Origin of the sequence: Prosthecomicrobium pneumaticum (assembly GCF_014199915.1) — a bacterium.
Lineage (GTDB): Bacteria > Pseudomonadota > Alphaproteobacteria > Rhizobiales > Kaistiaceae > Prosthecomicrobium > Prosthecomicrobium pneumaticum.
Genome location: NZ_JACHOO010000006.1, coordinates 51561 through 70548 on the forward strand (window position 1 = coordinate 51561; position 18988 = coordinate 70548).

Here is an 18988-nt window from a genome sequence, read left to right on the forward strand (position 1 = left end):
TTGTCAGAGGCCGAGGCCGCGCTTGCGGCCGAGCGCTAGGTCGATGCCGCCACCAGCGCGAACGACACCGGACACTTGGCGACCGAGCTGCTGTTCGAGCGCGCTGGCCCAGGGCACGAGACGGAAGCCGAGCCCGTCGTCGATCATGGCGAAGCGACCGGAGGCGAGTGCGAGGCGCTGGCGGACTACGCCGGCAATCTTCTCGCCGGAGGTGGTCGGGCGATACGCAAGGCCCGTTTCGCCCGCGATCTTCGCGCCAACGGCGTCCAGCTCGCGCTTGCGCAGCGTGTCGAGCAAGCCGCGCTCGAACACCGCGCGTTGGCCATAGCGGCGCGCCAGCCCCTCGCGGACAAGATGATCGGTGCGCGCGTCCATCGCACGGCACACCTCCGCACCGAACCCGCCATCCGCGACACCCGTGCCGCGCTCGATCAGCCGATGGTCAAGCCAGGTCGCGCCGGGCGCCTTCACCTGCGCGGCGAGGTCGAGGTCCGATCGCGTGGCGAGGATCAGGGTGGGCTTCGGCTCGCCCGGCTTGCCTATAGCGCGCAGCTCGACGATCCCGCCGAGCGTCGGGCTTTGCTCCAGCGCTTCAATTCCGGGCAGCCGCACATGATGGGTGCGGCCGTCCGTGCCGTCGATCACGGCATAGGCCGCGCCATACAGCTCGTCGTGCAACCCCTTGTCGATCAGCCGGCCGACGATTGGCTTTTCCGGCGCGCCGCTCACAACCGCGTAGCTTTCCAGCGGCCGGTCCTGCCCGTGATCTTTCAGAGCCTGTCCGATGGTGCGGATAATGTCGCCGCGCGCGGCCAGCTCGCGCAGCTTGCCTTGCGCGCCTTCGGCAACCGCCCACTGTCCGGGCTCACCCTCAGCGGCGAGCCCCATCGTCTCCAGATGCTGCAAGCGGCCGACCATTAACCGGCGGAGGCGCGGATCGGCCGGACCGGGCCGCTCGGGGCGCAGGTCGATGACCCCCAGTTCGTCGGCCGCGCGGCCGATCTCGGTATCGAGCCGCGTCCAGCGCTCGGCCGTCACTTCTCGGTCGAGCGCGCGCTGCACTTCATGCTCAGGCTTCGGCCCAAGTTCGGCCTGCGCCAGCTCCTCGGCGTGGGAGCGCAGGTTGTGGCTGATATAGTCCCGCGCCATGACGAGATCGGTGCCGGTGTCGGTGACACCGCGCACGAGCATATGAACGTGCGGGTTGTCGGTGTTCCAATGATCGACCGCGACCCAATCGAGCCGCGTCCCCAAATCCGTTTCCATCTGCCGCACGAGATCGCGGGTGTATTCGCGTAGGTCGGTCAGCTCGGCCGCATCCTCCGGCGAGACGATGATGCGGAAATGATGCCGGTCATCCTTGCACCGCTCGGTGAATGCGCGATCGTCGGCATTGTCTCCGGCCGCGTCGAACATGCGCGTCGGGGAACGGTCACGGGTGACGCCTTCGCGCTTCAAATAGGCGACGTGCGCGGACAGCGGCGCCATGCGTCGGCCCCCGCGACTGCGATGGTTCACGGGTAGCGCCTTCACCATCACTCGACGGCCCGATCCGAATAACCGGCTGCGGGCAAATGCTGTTCGTCCCCGCCCGAAACTGGATTGGCGACCTCGGCGCGAGCCGCCCCCGGTGCGCCGGCCTCCGCTGTGGATCGCGGCCACGCGCAGCACCTCGGCCACCAGGCCGCGCGCATTGCGGCCCTGCGCCTTGCTGCGCTTGGCCTTGCCCGGCCGAACGCGGAACTCACTGTCCTCGCTCACGGCCGGGCCGCTTTCGGCCGTAAATGGCCCGTGGTGCCATTCGAGACGTTGATTTTGCTTGCTTTTCCCTTCCGCGCGGCACGCGCGCCGACCGACGCCCCCGCATGAAGCCACGGAAAAGCCTTGGCTTTTCGGCGAAACGGGGTGCGGCTTATATCTTGCCCTCGTCTGTCCCTGCCGTTTTCTCCCTCCCCAGCCACTTTCCTGCTCGGGACGGATGATGGGGATGACGCGCGGATCATTGCGGTCGGCCCGCGCGGGCGCGGGGGACGAACAGCGTGTCCGCCGGCTCGCTGGCAGGAAGAGCGACGGCGCTAACGTCGCCGGATGTCGCCCCATCGGTCGGCAGTTCGGGCGCGGGTTCTTCATCGTCCGACTGCACGGAGACGCCCTCGGACGCGGCGCTCGCGGTGCGGACGAACAGTGCGGCACGTCGCCAGGCGAACGGATCGGGCGGCGCGCTAACCGCCACCTCCGCAGCGCCCGACGTGCCGATGGCGGCGGTGAGCTGGGCGAGGTAGCCGACCGTCTCGGGCGGCAGCGGGCGGCCGTGCGACACGAAGTCGTCGTAGCGGCCCGGTCCCGCATTATAGGCCGCCAGCATCGCGCTCGCGTTGCCGTATCGGTCGTGCATCGCGCGCAGATAGGCCGCGCCCGCCATGATGTTGTCGCGCACGTCGAACGGGTCAGCGCCGAGGCCATATCGCGCGCGAAGATCGGTCCAGGTCGCGGGCATGATCTGCATCAATCCCATCGCACCCGCGCGCGAGACGGCGCGCGAGTTGCCGCCGCTCTCGACGCGCATCACCGCCCATATCCATGCCTCGGGGATGCCGAACCGCCGCGCGGCATCGGCGACGTGGCCGGCGTAGGGATGAACCGCCGCCGATCGCGCGGCCGGCAAATCCTGCGCCGTCGCCGCGACCGGCGCAGCCCCGCCGGACAGCAGCGCGACGGCCAATGCCAACGCCGATCCGACTCCACTCCGCCGCCAGCCTGCCAGCGTGCTCGCTACGCTCAAGGGTGCGCGCGCTGCGCCGGCCTGCGGCCGCCCTTGACCTTCGCTGCGCGCCCCGGCCGGCCTGCGACCGAGCGGGACGGAGGGATGAGACGGCTTTCCCGCGAACAAAGGGATGATGGACAAGCGCACCGGATCAGTCCTGCTCGCGCGACTTCGGCTGGCGGTTCCAGCGCAGCGACCAGGCCGACTTGTCGCCGGTGTTCTGGAACAGCGCGGCGCGGAGCGGCTGCGCGAAGGCGGGATCGTCGATGCGCAGCGAGACGTAGTCCCCGGCGCGTTCGCCGGTCTCGTTCCAGCCCGCGCCGATCTCTGGCCCTTCGCCGCCGTCGCCGCGATGAACGCGCCAGTCCGGCGCCTTGTCGGCGTCGCTCGCCTCGGCCGGGACGATCGAGATGCGGATGTCGAGCGTCGCCGTCTCGATGATGCCTTCGTAGCCGCTGGCGGTACGGAAAAAGCTGCCGATCTGCATGGGACTCTCCTTAGGGTTGGCAGGGACAAGCGGGTTCAGCGCCACGCGAGCGGCGCGTTCGGGGTGTCGCGGGTGAGCACGGGCATGGCGCGGCCGAGCACGGTCGAGGCCGGCAGCGGCCCGAAATAGCGGCCGTCCATGCTGTCGGCGTGATCGGGATTGAGCATCAGCAGCTCGCCGGCGCGCAGCGTGCGGCAGCCCTGCCAGACAGGCAGCGACCGGCCTCGTCCATCACGCGCCAAGGCGACGACGACCGGCCGTGCATCGACGCTCACCACGGCGCCGATCCGGCACACGCGCTGCCCGGCCTTAGCCGCGACATGCTTCAACAGCGGCACGCGCTCGCCGAGATAGCCGCGCTCGGCCAGCCACCGCGCCAGCGGCGCGGGCGGCGTCACGGCGACCAGCGCGCCGATAGCGGGATCGCGGTCGGGCTCGATGCGGTAGAGGCCGAGCGGCGCGCTCGCGCTGGCGTTCCAGATGACGCGCGGCAGCGGGTCGAATACCGCGACGGCGGTGAACGACACGGCGAACAGCGACGCGGCGGAAGCCGTCGCGATGGTCCATCCACGGCGCGTCATCCTTCGATCTCCCGGCGCTTGAGCCAGGCGCGATGACGCTCCAGCGTATAGGGGCGCGGCTGATGTCCGGCGGCGATGCGGTTGGCGACGTGTCGCCAATGATCGGGCGCGGCATCGCAGGGATCGACGCCCGCGGCCTCGGCCGCGTCGATTGCGGCGAGCACTTGGCTGACCTTCGGCCAGCCCTCGATCTTGAGCAGGATGTCGCCGCCGGGCCGCACGAACGGCAGCGTCGTGAACGGCTCGCCCACGCCGACCGCGCGCACGATGTCGATGCGCGAGCTGACCGTGCCGTAGTCGTTGGCGGCCCAGCGGACGAACGCGAAGATGGCGCCGGGACGGAAGCGGACGATGCGGCGGCGGCGGTCGACGATCTCGTCAACGGCGACGCGCCCGAACCTGATCCAGTGCTCAATCCGCTTCTCGATCCAGGTCAACTCGACGCGAGTCATACCGTCGTCGGACGGCTGGCGATGACGCATCGGGGACAGGGGGACGGTCATCGCCGGCTCCGGGCGATGGCCGAGTCCGCGCGCGGCATGAGGTCGTCCTGTCCCGGATCGGAGGTCGAATGCTTGATGCCGATGTCGGCCCAGGCGCGCAGGTCATCGACCGAATAAACCACCCGGCCGCCGATGCGGCGGTAGGCCGGCCCGGTCCCAAAATAGCGGTGCTTCTCAAGGGTGCGGCCGGAGAGGCCGAGAAAGCGCGCGGCTTCCGGCGTGCGCAGAAAGCGGGGCGGCAGGTTGGTGGGCGTATCGGACAAGTGACGGCTCCTGCGGGCGGTGGCGGCAGGAGGCGTAATTGTCAGAAGGGAGGCGGCCGGGTGGGGTATGAAGATGTGCGGCTGCACGGATGTGCCCCCCCCCGCGCGGGGTGGCAGCGGGGAGCGGATCAGCGGATGCGGAGCAGCTTGCGGTAGTCGCCGTTCATCATGGCGATGCCGTCGCGGACCAGCCGGACGACGAACGACCGCGCGGCGGACATCTTCCAATCGCTCGCGGACAGCCGCGCCGCCTCGTCGCGCCCGAGCGCCACCGCGATCTCGCGATAGGTCGCGCCGCCGTCGCGCAGGTCGAGCGCGCGGAGCATCAGGTCGAGCCGGGCGAGCCGATAGGCGGTCAGCGGCCAGCCGCGCGGCAGCGGCCCGGCGGCGCGGCCGAGCAGGCGGCGATGGAAGCGCAGCAAGCTGGCGATGCGGGTGACAAAATCCTTGTCGAGCGGGATGACGGCAGCGAGCGGCCGGCCGGGCTGCGGATCGCGCAGCCACAGCCGATGCTCACCCGCCGCGTCGGCGACGATGACATGGCGTCCGTCGATGCCGGCTAGGTCGGCGAGCAGCCCGCCGAGTGCGCGAGGATCGACCGGCGAAGCGCTGTCGAATCCTTCCGGCGCTGCGTCGAGGATGACCGTGACGGCGGTCAGTTCCGGGCGCCAGGGGACCGGCTCTGAGAGGTCATCCGGCGCCGTAGCGAAAGGACAACCCCCATCGCCGCGCGAAGGCCATCTCGGCGGCACTTTGCGCGACGGCGCCGCTTGCGATGCGCTGCTGCATCTGCTTGTGTTCGGCGCGATAGGTGCGGTTTCGGCGTAGAAACTCAGCGGCGAAATCGGCGCGCCCGAGGGCGCCGGACAGTCCGTCGGCGCGCCGCTGGCGACGCCTTGGCGGCGTCGGCATTGCATCCTCCCAACCGCGCTTAGCGCGCGTCAGGAGCGCAACATCTTCCGGTTGTCCTGGCTATTATAGCGCAAAGATAGCGATCAACCGTGCGGCGAAGGCGGCGCGAATACTTCCAATTTGGGGTTCAATCTTAACGATTTAGCGGCCGGTTGCAGCCGAGCAGATGCGCATATCCAATCTCTGTCATCCACCGCGCGCGGGCAAGATGACTCTCGTGCATCGCCTTGGCGCGATGGGGTTCCGCGCCCACGTCGATGCCGAAAATAGCGGCGGCAATCTCCCGCCAGTCGGTCCCTTCTGCGTCAGCATCGAGCAGGCGAAGATAAGCGGTCAAATGGCCTTCGTCGTACTCGGTGAGTTGCGGCGAATCAGGCGCTCGGTCATGAAAATGGTTGTTGCCCATCATGCCCTCACGTCTTGGCCCGCGTTAACCAATAGACCCTCGGCGAAGCATTTTCGATGCGCTTGCTCAGCATAACTAGGTGCGCAATCCGCATTGCTCGACAATCACTCACGGAGCTGCTGGTTTGCGGTGCGCCCCCGCAAACAGCTCCTGAACCCGTGATCGGGGAGTGGTAAACCGCGTTTAGTCGGCCCTACGACCTTTAGCACCGGAGCGCCTGGACATACGTCGCAGGCTCCCCGACCGCATGGTCAAGGATTCGCGGCGTCGTTTCGGCCGACACCAAACCGCTAAACGTGGGGCTACCAACCCCAGGCCGCCGCGTAGCGGCCCGCTGTCCTTTTAGGACAGCGGCAGGGATTTTACCACTACCCAGCGCGAGCCGGGCGCCAGCCCGGCGAGCGCGCCATTGCAGTCGCGCGGACCTATGGGGCGCGCGCCTGCCGCCGATCCGGTGAAGCGGATCGGCGCGAAATCGCGGAAGCCGCAGGGCCGGAACTTCGACCCTGCGGCGGCGAACCTTAGGCTGCCTTGAGGCGCTGCATTCCCTCGGCGAGCGTCCAGAGCGCGCGGTTCAGCGTCACATTCTGGTCGATGCCGTTGATCGCGCGAGTCTGTGCGCGGCGGATACGGCCCTCGGCGTTGCGCTTGCGGCCCTGCAATCCGCCCCGAATGACATTCTCCTGAATGACATTGAATGTGGTCCACAAGCTGCGGTCCACATCCTCGCGCCGGCGCGGCTCGATGATCTGCTCGGGCCGCAGCGGGCTTTCATCCTCTCCGTAGCGAGCGACAAGGCTAACCTCGCCGAGCAACCGCCGCTCGTCCTCGGAAAGCTGGATGGACTTCATCGACTCGCTGGCGTCGATCAGCCGGGGGAAGTCCTCGGCGACGGCATAGACGCCCTCGATAATGTCGTGCTCGATGTTGCCCTTGTGCGGAACGCGGACCTCCTCGAACCGCTCGCCCGCGATCATGCTGTTGGTGCAAACGAACCGCAGCATCCCGGCGAACATCTGATAGGCGCTGGTCCCGTCATGGCTGTTCACGATGATGACTTCGGCGGCCTCGGCCTTGCCGATGCCCTCGTCCCGGCGCAGGCGCAGCATATGCTTGGCGTGGCCGTGGCGGCTTCCATCACGCGGCACCGACTGGACAGCGAAGAAGGGGAACCATCCTTCACGGCGCAGTCCCTCCACAATGTCGATAGTGGGCACATAAACATACCGCTCCGAACGGCTGTCGTGCGCCTCACGGGCGAAGATGGACGGGACGTGCCGATAAAGCGCCTCGTTGTCGAGCGGCTCCCGACCGCTGATCTGATGGGCGTTCCGGCCAAACCGCGTGGCAAGTTGATGATACATGGCTGAACTCCTTGAGCTTGGGTTTCCGCGCAGCGGAGCGCCGCGCTGAAACCCTGCCCGTCGGCGAGACCGGGGGTGCAAACGGAAGGCGGCTTCGCGGGGAACCGGCTGCACTGAGCGAAGCGAGGGAAGCTGGGCGGAAGCCGCTTGCAGTGCGCCGGGGGCAGAGCCCCAAGCACCGCGCCGCTCTGCGGCGCCAGCAAACAGCCCTTGCCATTTGTTCCTGTTTTGATCCAAACCGGCGGCAAGGAGTCGGTATGAGCATCACGATCACGGGACAGCCCGGCCGGCGCATCGCGGTCGCGGGCGACATCACCAAGACGCTACGCGTGCCCTATGACGCGGTTGAGGAGCGTTTCCTGCTGGCGGCAAGCGACGGTTCGCTGATCGAAGGTCGCCTCGAAGCCGAGGAGGATCGCTTCGATTTCCGAGTCGTGGTGGACGGTGCCGGTTTCTCGCGCATCGGCCCCGGCAAGCTGACGCTGGACTGGGCTGTCGAATGGGTGGCGATTGCGCCCTACGATGCCGGCGCGCTGCCGGAGCGCGCACCGATGCCGCTTCCGCTGTTCGATTCGCTGCCCGGCTAGCCAACTTTTCCCGACAAGAGGCGCCCCGCTCCGTGGAGCGGGGCGCTGCGGCGGATCAGCGAGACCAGATCAGCGCGTACTCGCCGGCGGTATCGGTCTCTGAGAGGGTGGCGTAGATCGGTGCCGGGAAGGTCGGATCGTCGAGCTTGACCGAGAAGTAGGCGCGATCCTCGCGGCTGGTCTTCTTCCAGGCGGCCCCAATGTCGAGGTTGCCGACGGTGACGCGGAAGTCGGGAGACTTGTCGCCATTCCTCTCAATCGGGCGGAAGACGGCCTTGGTGTTGAGGGTGAGCGTCTTGATGACGCCGTTGAACTCGCCCTTGTCATTGGCGGTGAAGGTGCCGATCGTAGCCATGTCGTAATCTCCATTTGCTCGAGCCACGCCCATCGCGGCCTCGATGGCGATCGACGGATCGGTGGCGAGCGGCTGCGCACCGTGGGCGGCCGGAACGAAGTGCAGGACGGCGGCGGGCGGCTTTTTTGGATCGCGATGCAAAGCCGGAGGCGGCGGAAAAAAGCCGTGCGACGCCGTTGCGCCAAGACGATCGAGACGGAGGCGTCCTCCGATCAGATCAGGCCATTACGAGGCTGTGCGGGGTGGTCGGCAAATATCGGGGCGGAACATGGCATCGACGGCGCCATGCCTCACGCGGGCCAAGAGCATCAGCGGGCGTTAGCCGGTCCCCCGCTTGGCCGGGCGATCATCACTGCCGAGGACGTGAAGCGAAGGCGAGCGTTCGCCTCGTGAAGTCGGCCAGCTCGCGATCGTTAATCGCCTCGGTTTGGTAAGCCGGGTTCTCATCGTGGTGATAGCGGTTGCCGAAGTCGAGAAGCGCCCGTAGCTCGGCGGTGTCGTTTGGCCCCAGTATCTCGTCGGCCGTTCCGAGCCGTTGACGGCAAATATCTGCGAACTGACCGAGCTTACCGCCGGGCCTGAACTGCGCGGGGAAGGCGACGCGGACAAAGGTTTCGAGCATCGGGCGAAGCGACTCCGCGATCTTGCGCTCGACGGCCGGGTCCGCCGCTTGGAGATAGGCGAGCGCATCGGCGTGTCTCTTGTCGTGCAGCGTAATCATGTCGCCGGTGACGTCCCAGGCCACCAGCGTCGAGCCCTGCTGCGCGCGCACAACCTGGAGCGAGGCGCGCGGGAGCGCGCCGCACTTTTCCCAGACATTGAGGATGAACGGCTTCGAGTGCGAGAGGACGATGACCTGCCCCACGGCGCCCGCGAGACGGTGAATCTCTTGCACGGTGTGCAGGGTGCGGTGCTCATCAAGGCTGCTCATAGGATCGTCGATCACGACAATCTTCTGCGCGAGCGCCTGGTCACGTTCGAGCGTGGCGAAAAAGAAGGCGAGCGCCAAGGTGTTGCGGTCGCCAGCACTCAGCGCGGTCCGGAAACACGGTCCCTCGGCAGCGTTGAGCCCCACGGCGATATTGTTGATGAGCACATTGTAGTTGGCGGCCGATCCGCCGCGATTGTTCACGGGGGCGACGTTGCCCAAGCGAAAGCCGGCGTTGAAACGACGCAGATAGTCGTTCACCGCGTCTTGGTAGGCCGGGAAGACGTTCTGACGATATTGGTTCAGCGCCTCGCGGGCTTGGTCCCGCGCGGTCTCGGTCCGGCCCTTCTCATCGCGCTCGTCAACATAGGCGGTGCAGAGCGCGGCCATGTCCGGCTGATGTCGGGCCTCGACAGCGCGAAGCCGCGTCAGATCGGCGGCAAGCGCGGCGACGTTGGCCGCGCGCGCTTCTTCCTTGACGAGTGCCAGAGCCTCATTCGCCTGCACCAAGACCGCAGCAACCCGATCAAGGCCCACCCGCTGTTCCTCATAGGTCGCGACGGCGGCGCGCACGTCGTCGCCTAGCGCCAAGGGCTCCAGCGGGGCGGCCTGCTTGGCTTTCAAACGCTCCATGATGCCGTCGCGGGCGGCTTTCCAGGCGCGCGCAATTTCCGCGGTGTCGATCTGGATGGCGGGGACTTCCGTGAAAGCCTGCCAAAATTCGCGGCGCTCGATCGCTTCGCGCACGGTGCGCTCGAAGGCGGCCGGCACGTCGCCGGCATGGGTGGTCGTGAGGGCTTGGATCGCGTTGGCGATGTCGCGCTTCAAGTCGTTGTAGGCGTCACCGAAATAGGCGCGGTAGTGCCCGATCACGGAAGAGCCGGCGAGATCCTGGGCGCAGAACGGACAGATGGCCGGGCCTGCCGCCGCGGCATGGTCGGCGTGCGTCAGCCCTTCGCCAATCCAGCGCTCACCGCCACGGGCAAGCAGCGCGATATGGGCCTGCACCCGCTCGGCCGCCGCCTCTTCCAGACCCGGCAAATCTCGGCCGAGAAGCCCGTCCAAGGCGTCGAGGTCGAAGGCTGGCAGGGAGAGCGCTGGAAATATCGCTGCCGTCGCGACCACCTCCGACGACCGCGCTGCGGCCAGGCGCTTTTCTGCGTCGGCCAATTCCCGGTCGAGGTCGGGGATCGGTTGCAGCGCGCAGAATGCCTCGGCGTCGAGCCCGCCGCGCCGCGCGGCGGGAATCGCATCGGCCTTGGCGCGGAGATCACGGTTGTGCTGCTCGATCCGATCGACATGCGTTTGCACGGCGGCGTTCAGCGCGACACCCTGGCTCCCGACGATCAACTCATGCAGGTTCTGGCGATTGCCGGGAATAACCTCAATGCCCGAGCACACGTTCTGCGCAACGAACTCATCGTCGAAAACGGCGACATTGGGCTCGGTTCGGGACCAGGCGCCGTTTTCGAAGACGGCGGGCGCTCCGGCGGCCAAGCCGATCACCACATGCGGGGGATTGGCGGCGCCGAGACGATGCCGATCGCTGATCGGCGCGGCGGCCCCCGTTGCGAGGGAGCGCAGGATGGCGGTGAGCGTCGTCTTCCCGCGCCCATTCTCGCCATAGACAACCGTGAGCTTCGCGAACGGAATCTGAGCGCCAGCGTTCACCGAATCGAACTGGCCAATATTCCGCAGTAGTTGAATTGCCTGGACCACGCCGAATCCCCCCTTGGTCCGCCACTATACTATGGATGGCACAACCATAAGCTCTCCGTCGCGAGGGTCAGCGATGATTCAGGTCAAAACCACCGGCCTGCGAACCTTTGGCCTGCGCTGCCCGGCCGACATCGCCAGATTGCGGGTCCGGGCCACGATTCTCAGAATGGCGGCGCCATGATGGAATTGCCGGAACGCGGCGACAACGGCCGGATCGACGAATGTCGTCGTGGTTTGGCTGTCTGCCGGGACGGTGACGGTGCCGGGGGGCACTTCGTGCTGCCATCCCCGCGCGGCGCGAAAGCTCAGGACCAGTTGGCCGAATGTCGGATAGGCGTGGTCGATATGAGCCGCGTCGATGGTGATAAGCTCATCGGTCAGCTCGCAGGGAACGCGGCCGAGTTCGTCGCCGTAGGTCTTGAAGTGCCGGGCTTTGGCGGCTTTCAAATCTGCGGCCACCGCCGCCCGGCAGGCGTCATAGAACTCCTGGGCGTTTGATTTCGGGGCTCCCCGAACGGCCGCCAGATAGCTGAAATCCGTCTCACTCCCGTCAACGCGCCGCACCCAGAAACCGGGCGTCGAGTAGCCGTCGCCGGTGTTCCGGCGCCGGAAAAAGGAGTCCACCCCGTCGCCGATCTTCGAGGGGCCATCGACGATCACGGCATCATAGCGTTCGAGAAGGGCAATCAGGTCGTCATGGTCGGCACGGTCTTCGACCACGTCCTCATCGGAATAGCGGGCGAGCATATCCTTGAAATGAGCCAAGGCGGCGCTTTGGGTCTTCCATGCTCTGCCGTTCGACAGATCGATCGCCTTTGCCACTGCTACCCCGTATCCCCGTTCCGCCTGCCAAGCTGGCTATCGGCGAGGATGGTTCGACGCAAGGCGACACGCAACAAGGTCGGCCGCGCGCCCGCGCGCGGCCGATTTTTTTAGGGTGAGAGCAAGGCCGGGACCGCTCGCGCGGCCCCGGCCCGGTGCCGCTACTCGGCGGCGACGGCGTAGAACGCTTCGCCGTCCTCCGTTTCGGACGGCTGCTCCACGGCCTCGGTGTCGTCGACCTCGATGGTCGCGGGCTGCTCGGCCTCCGGCGTTGGCGTCCGCAGCACGGCAGGCAGCCAGCCGGTCCCGGCCAGAAGCTGCTCGGCGGCTTGCGCCATGTCCGGCTTCTTCATGTCCGCGATACGGCGGGCGGCATCCTCGGACACGCCTTCGGTCACGGCCTCGACGATGTGCGCCTTGGTAACGCGGCCAAGGTAGCTGTCCACGGTAGGCGTCCAGTCCTTCGCCACGTCCAGCGCCAGCGCGCTTGCCAGCCGGTCGGCGGTTTGTAGCGTCCGGGGCTTGCGGTCCCACGGCAGCCGCAGGGCGTTGACGGTGCGAGCCGCGCAATGCGCCAGCAACGCCAGCCGCTTCGCCTCGTCCAGTCCGACGATGAAGTCCCACAGGCCCGCGATGTCACGCGGCATCCGCTCGGCCCAAGCCTCGTGCTGCTCGCTCGACCGCGCCGCCAAGGGCGTATCCTCGATCCCGTCCGCGTGGCTCCCCAAGGGGGTCACGGTCGGACGGACCTCAAGGCAACCCGCCTCCGCATAGCTGTAGAACAGTTGCGCGGTGAGCGTGTGGGTCAGCGCGACCAACGCCGTGTCCGGCTGGTCGGCCAACGCCACGCGAAGCGCCAGCGTCCGATAGGCGGACAGGTCGCGGGTGAGGCTGTCGGAAATGGGCTTGCCCGGTTCCTCGTCCTCCTCCTCGATTTCCCGCACGTCCTCGTCGCCGTCCTCCGGCTGCTCGTCCTCCCCGGCCTGCGGTTCGGGCGCATCGCCTTTGGCTTCCGGTTCGGGCTGCGGGTCCGCCAGCGCCTCGTCCTCAAGACGGACGAAACCGCGCTCGACCCTGACACTGCCGTCATAGTGAAGCACCACGAACGCGCCGCCATACGCGACCACGTTGGCGTCGTAGGCATGGCGCTTCTCGGAAATGGCGTCGATCTCGTCGGACACCGCCTCCAGCTTCGTCGCCACGTCCTCGGGCATATCGTCATAGGACGAATAGCCTTCGGCAAGCTCGTCATGCTCGGTGGACAGCGCCTCCAGCCGCGCCTCGTCCTCGTCGGACAGCGGAACCGACTGCGGATAGAACCGGCGCATCCCGTGGGCGTGGGGATAGTCGATATGCGCCTCGGCCCATTTCCAGCCCTCGGCTTGCACCTGCTCGGCAACCTCCCGCAGCTTCTCGGTGGTTAGCGTATCGAGCAAGCCCGCATCCTCGAAGAACCCGCCCCGGTCCTCGCTGAACAGGTCGCGGATGATGCTGCCGCCCGCCTCCACATAGGCGTCGGCTCCGACGAACACCGCGCGCCGGTCGGTCGCCGGGACGTTGGCAGCGGTCATGTCGCGCCGGATGATCCACGGTTCGCGGTTGTGATGCAGACCCTCGAAAACCTGCTCCTGCCGAGCATGGTCCTCAGTGATGGCGAAGGCCATAAGCTGATCGAGCGTAAGGCCGTCCTCCCGATAGACCTGCAACAGCTTGGGGCTGACCGCGCCAAGGCGAAGCCGCTGCTTCACCACGGAAGCCGACACGCCGAACCGCGCGCCGATTTCCTCCGCGCCCCAGCCCTTGCCGTCCGCAAGCTCGCGGAACCGCTCGAACTGATCGGCGGGGTGCATCGGGGTCCGGGTCACGTTCTCGTCCAAACTGATCTCGGACGGGTCGTTCGCCGTATCGAGCCAGCAGCGCACGGGCTCCGATTTCTTGATCTGCTTGCGCTTGGCGCGCAGCAGCATCGCCAGCCTGCGGCCCTCGCCAGCGGTGACGAGATAATAGCCGGTCGGGGTTCCGTCCTCCTTGGTTTCCGGCTCCACGACAAGGTTCTGGATCAGCCCCTTGTGCTGGATCGAAGCGGCCAGCGCCTCGATAGCGGCCTCCCCATGCGGCACCTTGCGGGCATTGCGGGGGGACTTCTTGAGCTTAGCGAGAGGCACGGAAAGCTCGACGCCCGACACAGGCTCGGCGGCAACGGTTTCGGTAACAGCGTTCATCACACTTCTCCTTCAAACCGCACTCACCCCGGAATGGGGTGGGCGGCGAAGGAGCGGACCGGCAGGCCCGCCGGCGGAGCCGGGCAGCACCCGCAGGGCCGGAACGCAGAGGAGGTAAGCGCGGTACGCGCGTTGCGGCCCGGCGCGGCGGGCCTAGAGGGAAGCGTCGCCCACCCCACCGACGGGGAGAGCTACAAACAATGCGATCGGGCCGGCGCAGCCCTGGCCCGATCTCCGCAGCTCGAACGACCCCGCAATCCGCAGGGCGGATTGACCGACCGGCGCGCCAGCGCCGCTCCGCCATGCTGATCGTCACCCGGCAGGGACGAGACCCGTCAGGGGCTCGGTCGGAGCGAAGCGAAGATAGAGCGGCGGTCCCGTAGGGAGGCGCCAACCCTAACCTTGCAATTTCCCACTTCATCGACTAACATGCAGTCAATGACTTATGGAGGTGCGTAATGGCGGTCATGACGATCCGAAACATCGACGACGCGATCAAAAATCGCCTGCGCCTGCGCGCGGCGATGCACGGCCGGTCGATGGAAGATGAGGCCCGTGACATCCTGCGTTCGGCGCTCTCGACCGAAATCCCGCGGCCTCGCAATCTGGGCCAGGCGATCCATGAACGCTTTGGCGCGCTGGGCGGCGTCGATCTGCCTGACCGGCCCCGCGAGCCGATCCGGGCGGTGGACTTCGGCGAATGATCGTTCTCGACACCAACGTCATTTCCGAGTTGATGCGGCGCGAGCCTGACCCGAGGGTCATGGCGTGGATCGCCGAGCAGCCGATGGCAGGCGTGTTCACGACGACGCTGACGCAGGCGGAAATCTTCTACGGTCTGGCGCTGCTTCCCGAGGGACGCCGCCGCGATGACCTGCTGGCAGCGGCGCGCCCCATGTTCGATGTCGATCTTGCCGGACGCGTGCTGCCGTTCGATACCGACGCGGCCGGCGCCTATCCAGAGATCGCCGCCGGGCGGAAACAGGGCGGCAAGCCGATCAGCCAGATTGATGCGCAAATCGCCGCCATCGTGCGCTCGCGCGGCGCACGATTGGCGACTCGCAATGTCCGCGATTTCACCGACTGCGGCATCACCGTTGTCGATCCTTGGGGGGAAGCATGACGTCCGCCGCAGCACGCCCTTATCTGCGCTACGACGCGACAGAAACTTTGTGCAAGGCGCGGGTGCGAGGCAGCCTGTTGGAATGGCCCTTCCTCGCAAGCTCCGCCGCCGCACGCCTCGTCGCTGGGCCGAGTGCCCGGATGACCTACACGACTACACAAGTCAGCTTGCACCCCGCCGCGCTTCGCGTCGGTTGCGCGAAGATGATGGGCCGGTCGTCGTCACCGATGACTGGCCGGAGCAAGTTCCGATCGGCGACGCCGAGTTGCGCGCGATTGAAGGCCACATGCGGCAAGCGCTGGACAAGCTGTTCGGACCGCTGCCGTGAAGTGAGGAGTGAAGCGTCATGACCAGCGCCGCCCTGCGACGAGATGAGGATGGGGCACCGGTTGTGGCGACCGCCCGCGCGGCGCTCTACCTGCGCGTTTCGACCGGCCGCCAAGCCGATAGCGATCTGTCGATCCCGGACCAGCGCCGCCAGATCGAGGGCTATTGCCTGTCTCGCGGCTGGGAGGTCACGGCCGAGTTCGTCGAGCCGGGCAACACGGCGACCGACGATCGTCGCCCCGCTTTCCAGGCGATGATCGACGCGGCGATGCAAAAGCCGTCGCCGTTCAACATCATCCTCGTCCACAGCTTCTCGCGGTTCTTCCGCGACCAGTTCCAGTTCGAGTTCTACGTTCGCAAGCTGGCAAAGAACGGGGTGAAGCTCATCTCGATCACGCAAGACCTGGGCGACGATCCCATGAGCGTGATGATGCGCCAGATCATGACGCTGTTCGACGAGTATCAGTCGAAGGAGAACGGCAAGCACACGTTGCGGGCGATGAAGGAGAACGCGCGGCAAGGCTTCTGGAACGGCGCGCGTGCGCCGATCGGCTATCGCGTGGTCGCGGCCGGAGAGCGCGGAGCGAAGATCAAGAAGAAGCTGGAGATCGACCCAATCCAGGCCGAGACGGTGCGGCGCATCTATCGCATGGCATTGAACGGCGTCGATAACAAAGGGCCGATGGGTCTCAAGTCGATCGCCACATGGCTCAATGAAAACAACATCCGCACCCGCGACGGCGGGCGCTGGGGCTTGGGTGCGGTGCATCAGGTGCTCACCCGGACGACCTATATCGGCCAGCACCGCTTCAATACCCGCGATCACAAGACGAAGACGCCGAAGCCGGAGAGCGAACATGCCGTCATGGAAGTGCCGGCGATTGTCTCGGAAGCGGAGTTCGAGGCTGTCCAGCGGTCGCTCAAGGCGCGCAGCCCGAAGATGATGCCGCCGATGGCGGTGGGCGGCCCGACGCTGCTCACCGGCATCTGCTTCTGCGCGTGCTGCGGCGGCGCGATGACGCTGCGCACCGGCACCAGCAGCGTCGGGCGGGAATACCGCTACTACACCTGTTCGACGAAGGCGCGGCAGGGAGCGACCGGCTGTCCCGGCATCACCGTGCCGATGGATCGGCTCAATGAGGCCGTGGTCGATCATCTCGAAGCCCGGTTGCTCGACCCGGCGCGGCTCGAAGCTCTGATGGATCAGATCCTCGAACGGCGCGACGAGTGGGTGAACCAGCGCCGCGAGCATGTCGCCGATCTTGAACGGCGCGCGACCGAGGCCGAAGCGAAGCTCAAGCGCCTCTATGACGCGATCGAGAATGGCGTGATCGACGTGAACGACCCGTCGCTCAAGGATCGCATCACCGAGCTGACCGCGACGCGCGACCAGGCTAAGGGCGATTCCGAACGCGCCTTGGCGCATATCGTAAAGATCGGCCCAGCGATCACGCCGGAAACCCTCCGGGCGTTTGCGGCGGCCCTGCGCAAGAAGCTGCGGAACGGCGATGGGACGTTCGCCCGCGATCAGATTCGCGCGGTCGCGCAGCGGGTTGAAGTGGTGAGCCGAAAGGAGGTCCGCATCCGTGGGCTGCGGAGCGAACTGCTCCGAACGCTAACCGCCGCCTCTGGCGTAGAGGCGGCGGTGCTAGGCGTTCGTGCCTTTGAACCGAAATGGCGCGCCCGAAGAGATTCGAACTCCTGACCCCCAGATTCGTAGTCTGGTGCTCTATCCAGCTGAGCTACGGGCGCCTGCCTTGTCGCGGATCGTGCCTCGGCGCGGTCCGGGCCGACCATTTCGTCGGCGGCGCGTATAGCTAGCGGCAGTGCGTTCCGAATGCAAGCCCCGTTCGAGCCGGACTCCATCGCCCACCCGCACCCGCCCCGTGCCGCGCTCGAGCCGCCCCAGCGTTCGAACGCCCTGTTCGAACCGGCCTCGCGCTCCGTTCGAACCGGCCTCGCGCTCCGTTCGAGCCGGCCCTTCGCCCCTGCCCCATGCTGGAACCGGCCTCCACGCCCGTTCGCACCGCCCGTCCGAACCGTCCATCCATCGCCGCTGGCCCCCCCGCGCCGGCCCGAACATGCCCGATGCGCCGGCGGGAGGTTCGCGGAGCCCGCCCGCGGCCGCTCAGCCCGCCCGCTGGCGGATGGCGCGGTCGAAGGAGGCCGGGCGGTCGGGCAGGACGATCTCGAAATGGGCGCCGGGACCCGGCTCGTCGAGCAGCACGATCGTGCCGCCATGGGCGCGCACGATCTCGGCGGCGATGGCGAGGCCGAGGCCCGTGCCGCCCGGCCGGCCCGAGCCCTGAAAGGCCTGGAAGAGGCGCTGGCGGGCGCGCTCGGGCACGCCGGGGCCGGTGTCGCGGATGCGGATCGCGACCACCGTCCCCTGCCGGTCGCCCTCGATCGCCAGCCGCCGCACGATTGCCGGGTCGTCGACGCCGTCCATCGCCTGCACGGCATTCCGGCAGAGATTGAGGAGGACGCGGAAGAGCTGGTCCGAATCGGCGTCGACCTCGAGATCGGCGGGCAGGCGCAGTTCGTGGCGCACGCTCGGATGGGCGTCGAGGCCGAGCGACTGCACCACCTCCTCGGCGAGCGGGGCGAGCGCGACGAGGCGGCGGTTCGGCTCCGGCTCGCGGGCGCGGCCATAGGCGAGCGTCGCCTGCGCATAATCGATCGCCCGGTCGAGCGTCGCGATCAGCTTCGGCGCGAAGCGCTGCACCATCGGATCGGCAACCGTGCCGATGCGGTCGGAGAAGAGCTGCGCCGAGGCGAGGAGGTTCCTGAGGTCGTGATTGATCTTCGAGACGGCGAGGCCGAGATCGGCGAGGTGGCGGCTCTGCTTCAGCTGCTCGGCGAGCGCCGTCTGCATCGCGGCGAGTTCGGTCTCGGCGACACCGATCTCGTCGCGCCGGTCGCTCGGCCGGATGATCCGCGTCGTATCCTCCGGCGCCGCCGAGAAGCCGACCATCGCCTCCGACAGCCGCCGCATCGGCCGCACGAACAACCGGTTGAGCATGAAATAGACGAAGCCGCCGGCGAACACCGAGATCGCCAGCGAGACGCCGAGCACATAGATCGAGAAGGTGAGCATCGCGGCGCGCAGGTGCCGGTCGGAGACGACGATCTCGAGCGCCCGCCCGTCCTCCGTCGCGCCGACGATCCGCAACACGCGCGGCTCGAAGGCGAGGAGGGTGGCGACCGCCTGACGCGTCGCGGTGAGGGGCGCCGCCTCGCGCAGATCGACGACGGTATCGACATGGGGCGGCATGGCGACCGCGGCGAGCAGCCGGCTCGCATCGCCGGTCTTCAAGACGATCGCCATCGCGTCGACCTGCCGCAGCAGCGCGTCCTGCGCCGATTGCGGCACGATCGCCCAGGCGCTCGAATCGAGCAGCACGGTGGCGGCGCGGGCGGTGGCGAGCCGGTCCTCGAGGAATTGCAGCCGGAACTTGGCGATCGAGGGGACGAGAAAGGCGAGCTGCGTCACCATCACGAAGAGGACGGTGTGGAAGAGCAGCTTGTGGGAGAGGCTGATCCGGCGCCGCGGCGGCCGCTTCTCCCGATCCGGAGCGGGATCGTCGGTCATGAACGCCTTCCCTGCCTCTCCGTCCGTCGCCGC

The 18988-nt window shown here is 67.4% G+C and carries 20 protein-coding genes and 1 tRNA gene; 5 read left to right on the forward strand and 16 right to left on the reverse strand.

What is annotated here, in order from left to right:
* Positions 1–3: 3 nt before the first annotated feature.
* The 10 genes from GGQ63_RS14375 to GGQ63_RS14420 all read right to left on the reverse strand — a co-directional run bounded on the left by GGQ63_RS14375 (position 4) and on the right by GGQ63_RS14420 (position 7280).
* Positions 4–1761, reverse strand: a complete 1758-nt coding sequence (locus GGQ63_RS14375) for a relaxase/mobilization nuclease domain-containing protein (protein WP_054725789.1) — start codon at positions 1759–1761, stop codon at positions 4–6.
* A 238-nt stretch (positions 1762–1999) separates the two neighbouring features.
* Positions 2000–2728, reverse strand: a complete 729-nt coding sequence (locus GGQ63_RS14380) for a lytic transglycosylase domain-containing protein (RefSeq protein WP_246429797.1) — start codon at positions 2726–2728, stop codon at positions 2000–2002.
* 187 nt (positions 2729–2915) lie between these two features.
* The gene (locus tag GGQ63_RS14385) at positions 2916–3251 is read right to left on the reverse strand and encodes a DUF736 domain-containing protein (RefSeq protein ID WP_088712617.1); all 336 of its coding nucleotides are present in this window, start codon (positions 3249–3251) and stop codon (positions 2916–2918) included.
* A gap of 35 nt (positions 3252–3286) precedes the next feature.
* Positions 3287–3832 carry a S26 family signal peptidase gene (locus tag GGQ63_RS14390; protein WP_088712616.1) on the reverse strand — a complete coding sequence of 182 codons (546 nt, stop codon included), beginning with the start codon at positions 3830–3832 and terminating at the stop codon, positions 3287–3289.
* On the reverse strand, positions 3829–4335 hold the full coding sequence (locus GGQ63_RS14395; protein WP_088712615.1) for a DUF2840 domain-containing protein: 507 nt from the start codon (positions 4333–4335) through the stop codon (positions 3829–3831). The genes GGQ63_RS14390 and GGQ63_RS14395 overlap by 4 nt, the downstream gene beginning before the upstream one ends.
* On the reverse strand, positions 4332–4598 hold the full coding sequence (locus GGQ63_RS14400) for a helix-turn-helix transcriptional regulator (RefSeq protein WP_015459426.1): 267 nt from the start codon (positions 4596–4598) through the stop codon (positions 4332–4334). The genes GGQ63_RS14395 and GGQ63_RS14400 overlap by 4 nt, the downstream gene beginning before the upstream one ends.
* A gap of 128 nt (positions 4599–4726) precedes the next feature.
* Complete coding sequence (locus tag GGQ63_RS22235) at positions 4727–5350, reverse strand: DUF2285 domain-containing protein (RefSeq protein WP_210308524.1); 624 nt, start codon at positions 5348–5350, stop codon at positions 4727–4729.
* A complete protein-coding gene (locus GGQ63_RS14410; protein WP_088712614.1) occupies positions 5289–5510 on the reverse strand; it encodes a transcriptional regulator domain-containing protein in 222 nt (73 codons plus the stop codon). The genes GGQ63_RS22235 and GGQ63_RS14410 overlap by 62 nt, the downstream gene beginning before the upstream one ends.
* 133 nt (positions 5511–5643) lie before the next feature.
* Positions 5644–5916 (reverse strand): DNA -binding domain-containing protein, encoded by a 273-nt coding sequence (locus GGQ63_RS14415; protein WP_088713447.1) that lies wholly within the window; start codon positions 5914–5916, stop codon positions 5644–5646.
* Between the two features lie 521 nt (positions 5917–6437).
* The gene (locus GGQ63_RS14420) at positions 6438–7280 is read right to left on the reverse strand and encodes a DUF932 domain-containing protein (RefSeq protein WP_088712613.1); all 843 of its coding nucleotides are present in this window, start codon (positions 7278–7280) and stop codon (positions 6438–6440) included.
* Between the two features lie 257 nt (positions 7281–7537).
* On the opposite strand from GGQ63_RS14420, the gene GGQ63_RS14425 reads away from it, so the two are divergent.
* Entirely contained in the window at positions 7538–7867 is a 330-nt protein-coding gene (locus tag GGQ63_RS14425; RefSeq protein WP_088712612.1) for a hypothetical protein, read from the forward strand.
* Between the two features lie 55 nt (positions 7868–7922).
* Here GGQ63_RS14425 and GGQ63_RS14430 read toward each other — a convergent pair whose 3' ends face one another.
* The 4 genes from GGQ63_RS14430 to GGQ63_RS14445 form a co-directional block, all read right to left on the reverse strand.
* Positions 7923–8222 (reverse strand): DUF736 domain-containing protein, encoded by a 300-nt coding sequence (locus GGQ63_RS14430; protein ID WP_088713446.1) that lies wholly within the window; start codon positions 8220–8222, stop codon positions 7923–7925.
* Between the two features lie 349 nt (positions 8223–8571).
* Positions 8572–10869, reverse strand: coding sequence for an AAA family ATPase (locus GGQ63_RS14435; RefSeq protein ID WP_088712611.1), 2298 nt, complete (start codon positions 10867–10869; stop codon positions 8572–8574).
* 78 nt (positions 10870–10947) lie between these two features.
* Positions 10948–11691, reverse strand: coding sequence for a DCL family protein (locus tag GGQ63_RS14440; RefSeq protein WP_088712610.1), 744 nt, complete (start codon positions 11689–11691; stop codon positions 10948–10950).
* 161 nt (positions 11692–11852) lie between these two features.
* The gene (locus GGQ63_RS14445; RefSeq protein ID WP_088712609.1) at positions 11853–13913 is read right to left on the reverse strand and encodes a ParB/RepB/Spo0J family partition protein; all 2061 of its coding nucleotides are present in this window, start codon (positions 13911–13913) and stop codon (positions 11853–11855) included.
* A gap of 458 nt (positions 13914–14371) precedes the next feature.
* Between GGQ63_RS14445 and GGQ63_RS14450 the strand changes: the two genes are divergently transcribed.
* The 4 genes from GGQ63_RS14450 to GGQ63_RS14460 all read left to right on the forward strand — a co-directional run bounded on the left by GGQ63_RS14450 (position 14372) and on the right by GGQ63_RS14460 (position 17068).
* Positions 14372–14617, forward strand: a complete 246-nt coding sequence (locus GGQ63_RS14450; RefSeq protein WP_088712608.1) for a FitA-like ribbon-helix-helix domain-containing protein — start codon at positions 14372–14374, stop codon at positions 14615–14617.
* A complete protein-coding gene (locus tag GGQ63_RS14455; RefSeq protein ID WP_088712607.1) occupies positions 14614–15036 on the forward strand; it encodes a type II toxin-antitoxin system VapC family toxin in 423 nt (140 codons plus the stop codon). The genes GGQ63_RS14450 and GGQ63_RS14455 overlap by 4 nt, the downstream gene beginning before the upstream one ends.
* A 193-nt stretch (positions 15037–15229) precedes the next feature.
* Positions 15230–15364 (forward strand): hypothetical protein, encoded by a 135-nt coding sequence (locus GGQ63_RS22240; RefSeq protein ID WP_281380167.1) that lies wholly within the window; start codon positions 15230–15232, stop codon positions 15362–15364.
* Between the two features lie 18 nt (positions 15365–15382).
* Positions 15383–17068, forward strand: coding sequence for a recombinase family protein (locus GGQ63_RS14460; protein WP_183857038.1), 1686 nt, complete (start codon positions 15383–15385; stop codon positions 17066–17068).
* On the opposite strand, the gene GGQ63_RS14465 is transcribed toward GGQ63_RS14460, so the two are convergent.
* Both GGQ63_RS14465 and GGQ63_RS14470 read right to left on the reverse strand, forming a co-directional pair.
* Positions 17039–17115: transfer RNA gene (locus tag GGQ63_RS14465), tRNA-Arg, on the reverse strand. The two genes, GGQ63_RS14460 and GGQ63_RS14465, sit on opposite strands and share 30 nt — an antisense overlap.
* A gap of 376 nt (positions 17116–17491) precedes the next feature.
* On the reverse strand, positions 17492–18955 hold the full coding sequence (locus GGQ63_RS14470; protein WP_183857040.1) for a sensor histidine kinase: 1464 nt from the start codon (positions 18953–18955) through the stop codon (positions 17492–17494).
* Positions 18956–18988: the final 33 nt, after the last annotated feature.

What these genes read in the sequence shown, in the direction of transcription:
- GGQ63_RS14415 (WP_088713447.1), bottom strand. Translation starts at nt 5,916, where the DNA reads ATGGGCAACAACCATTTTCATGACCGAGCGCCTGATTCGCCGCAACTC.
- GGQ63_RS14420 (WP_088712613.1), bottom strand. Translation starts at nt 7,280, where the DNA reads ATGTATCATCAACTTGCCACGCGGTTTGGCCGGAACGCCCATCAGATC.
- GGQ63_RS14460 (WP_183857038.1), top strand. Translation starts at nt 15,383, where the DNA reads ATGACCAGCGCCGCCCTGCGACGAGATGAGGATGGGGCACCGGTTGTG.
- GGQ63_RS14470 (WP_183857040.1), bottom strand. Translation starts at nt 18,955, where the DNA reads ATGACCGACGATCCCGCTCCGGATCGGGAGAAGCGGCCGCCGCGGCGC.
- GGQ63_RS14385 (WP_088712617.1), bottom strand. Translation starts at nt 3,251, where the DNA reads ATGCAGATCGGCAGCTTTTTCCGTACCGCCAGCGGCTACGAAGGCATC.
- GGQ63_RS14445 (WP_088712609.1), bottom strand. Translation starts at nt 13,913, where the DNA reads ATGAACGCTGTTACCGAAACCGTTGCCGCCGAGCCTGTGTCGGGCGTC.
- GGQ63_RS14430 (WP_088713446.1), bottom strand. Translation starts at nt 8,222, where the DNA reads ATGGCTACGATCGGCACCTTCACCGCCAATGACAAGGGCGAGTTCAAC.
- GGQ63_RS14410 (WP_088712614.1), bottom strand. Translation starts at nt 5,510, where the DNA reads ATGCCGACGCCGCCAAGGCGTCGCCAGCGGCGCGCCGACGGACTGTCC.
- GGQ63_RS14450 (WP_088712608.1), top strand. Translation starts at nt 14,372, where the DNA reads ATGGCGGTCATGACGATCCGAAACATCGACGACGCGATCAAAAATCGC.
- GGQ63_RS14455 (WP_088712607.1), top strand. Translation starts at nt 14,614, where the DNA reads ATGATCGTTCTCGACACCAACGTCATTTCCGAGTTGATGCGGCGCGAG.
- GGQ63_RS14395 (WP_088712615.1), bottom strand. Translation starts at nt 4,335, where the DNA reads ATGACCGTCCCCCTGTCCCCGATGCGTCATCGCCAGCCGTCCGACGAC.
- GGQ63_RS14390 (WP_088712616.1), bottom strand. Translation starts at nt 3,832, where the DNA reads ATGACGCGCCGTGGATGGACCATCGCGACGGCTTCCGCCGCGTCGCTG.
- GGQ63_RS14425 (WP_088712612.1), top strand. Translation starts at nt 7,538, where the DNA reads ATGAGCATCACGATCACGGGACAGCCCGGCCGGCGCATCGCGGTCGCG.